This is a genomic window from Thermococcus sp. (assembly GCF_027008145.1).
Lineage (GTDB): Archaea > Methanobacteriota_B > Thermococci > Thermococcales > Thermococcaceae > Thermococcus.
Map to the genome: position 1 here is coordinate 1 of NZ_JALTCZ010000083.1, position 2,445 is coordinate 2,445.

3 protein-coding genes are annotated in these 2,445 nt (G+C 48.1%); all 3 read right to left on the reverse strand.

The features are described 5' to 3' along the window. Positions 1-737: DUF1972 domain-containing protein (locus tag MVD07_RS04080; RefSeq protein WP_297498991.1), on the reverse strand; the 737-nt coding region annotated here is incomplete at its 3' end. 4 nt (positions 738-741) lie between these two features. Next, complete coding sequence (aglJ, locus tag MVD07_RS04085) at positions 742-1,701, reverse strand: S-layer glycoprotein N-glycosyltransferase AglJ (protein ID WP_297498993.1); 960 nt, start codon at positions 1,699-1,701, stop codon at positions 742-744. After that, on the reverse strand, positions 1,671-2,171 hold the full coding sequence (locus MVD07_RS04090) for a glycosyltransferase family 2 protein (protein ID WP_297498995.1): 501 nt from the start codon (positions 2,169-2,171) through the stop codon (positions 1,671-1,673). Before MVD07_RS04090 ends, aglJ begins: the two co-directional genes overlap by 31 nt. Positions 2,172-2,445 lie beyond the last annotated feature (274 nt).

Genomic DNA, 2,445 nt, shown 5'->3' on the forward strand with positions numbered 1-2,445 from the left:
ATGACGAGCTTCTTTGAGGAGTCCGCCTTTTTGAACCCCTCAATCTCCATGTGGATATTGTTCTCGGCAACTATCCTCGCCACGGTAAGGTAGTATTCATTGGGTTCAAGCCCAAATCCCTTGAGTATCCCTATCTCATCATCTTTTGGTAGTTCGGAGGGAATTAACTCCCTTGCGCCGTAGGCAATGTAAACGACCCTCCTCGGCTTATGTCTCTTCATTAGGTGTTCTCTAATCCCCACGGAGTCAGCGACCACCACATCAGGCAACTTACAGGACAGGTATTCCATCAAATACATGTATATCATCGTGATAAGATATATTGGAAACATATGGAACGGGATAAAGTAGCTCCTTTTTATCAAACGCTTCCATTCAATGCCATCTGGGTTTATCAAAATTCTTTTTCCGGCTAATCTGGCCAATATGGCGGCTACAGAGCTGTCAGGTCCGAGGAAGTATATCAGCTCAACCTCATCCCCGTGCTTTGAAAGCATATAAGCGGTGTTAAGGAAGTCATTGATCGAGGGGATGCTTGTGCTTTTACTTTCGACGGCAGGGGAATGAACCCTTATCACTCCATGATATTCATCCTCAAAAAATCTATCGCTCTCGTGCATAACATAGAACTGAAACCTGTCTTTTAATCTCATAGTAAGCTCTTCAACAAAGGTCTCAGTTCCTCCGTATTTGGACGGAATCCCTCTCAGTCCGATAATTGCAACTTTTAGTTTCACCCTTTCACCTGCCGTTCCGTTTTATCTCCCTCAGGCTCTTCTTGATCTCAGTCATGACCCTGAACATGTAGGTCATCACGAAGCCAACAGCCATGAACTGCACCCCTCCCAGCACGAGGATTGCCGTGACTATGGCGAGCAGGTTGTGAGAGATATGATTGAGCCATTCATGAACCACGTAGACTCCCGAAATGAACCCTAGGATGAGGAAGAGGGCTCCAAAAAAGTAGAGGTATCTTGCCGGGTTGTAGCGAACGAGGAGCTCTATTATCGTTCTTCCAATCCCCCATCCGTCCTTTACCGGATGAAGATTTGCCTCTCCCTTCCTTTTGCGGTAGCTTATGGGCACCTCGGCTATTCTAAATCCCTTCGCTATGGTCTCCACGGTCAGCTCCGTCTCGACTTCAAACCCTTGCTTCTCAAGCTCCACACTCTTATAGAGATCCCTTGTGAGGGCTCTGTACCCGGTTAGGAGGTCATGGACTTCAACGCCGTACATAAAACGGAAGAGCGCGTTGAATATTTTGTTGCCGATGAGGTTCAGCCTCGTAAAGGCCCCGTCTTCATAATCCACCAGCCTGTTCCCGATGACGTGCTCGGCTATCCCCCTCTCAATTGGCTGAAGGAGTTTCCCCACGTCCTTCGGGTCGTAGGTTCCGTCGCCATCGATTAGAACAACAACCTCACTGTCTATGAGCTTAAACGCCTCTGCAACTGCCTGTCCCTTTCCCCTTCCGCTTTGAAGGACAACTCTGGCGCCTTTAGCCTCGGCAATCTCCCTTGTCCTGTCGGTACTGTGACCGTCGATGACGAGGATGTTTGTGTAGCCGAGCCCCTTAAAGCCGTCTATAACCTCACCGATGCCGCCCTCTTCATTTTTTGTCGGGATGAGTATGGTCACATTTTCTGGTTGAATGTCTTTTTGGTAGTCCACTATGCTCCCCCCATACTGATCCAGACCCATTTCATCGCCCTGAATCCGGACTGGGAGTCCGTGACCTTCAGGTTTCCGTCTAGGCTTGCGTTTGTGGTGGTGTTGAGAATCCAGAGGCCGAGCCTTCTGTATAATGGAATGCTCCTCCTGGCCCCGTCGAGGAACCTTGAGCCTATTACCATGTCGGCCTCGTCTTTAAGTATCGGCTCCAGAAGTTTCGGTATCTCCCCGGGGTTGTGCTGACCGTCGGCATCTAAACATACAGCAGCATCATAACCATTGGCCAGAGCATAATCAAACCCCGTTCTCAGCGCAGCCCCCTTCCCCTTGTTAGTTTCATGCTTGATAACAATGGCTCCGGCATTTTGTGCAATCTCAGAAGTTCTATCGCTGGAGCCGTCATCAACAACAAGAACATCCCCATACTTCCTGGCAAGCACCACCACTGACCCAATCGTTAGCTCCTCGTTGTAGGCGGGGATTATTATCAGCGTCTTCAAATCCTCTCTCACCTCTCAGACCGATGGTATCCTAAAACCTCGGCGGTCTCTGTCTGTTGTATAAAACTCTGGGGGATGTTAATAAACTTTTTGGGATGAAGTGTTTGGATTTAGACTTGACGGTAGGGGTTTGCGTTTTCAGCTTGTTTTTCTATTTTCTAATGAAGAAGCTGTTGCTTAACTTTCAGTTCTTCACTATAACGTAGGATCACACATTCAAGATGCAAGGGGGATATTAACAACATATAATCAGGGAGAACCTATAGCCCTCTAT

Excerpts from the sequence above, each read along its gene's own strand:
- aglJ (WP_297498993.1), bottom strand. The coding sequence starts at position 1,701 with ATGGGTCTGGATCAGTATGGGGGGAGCATAGTGGACTACCAAAAAGAC.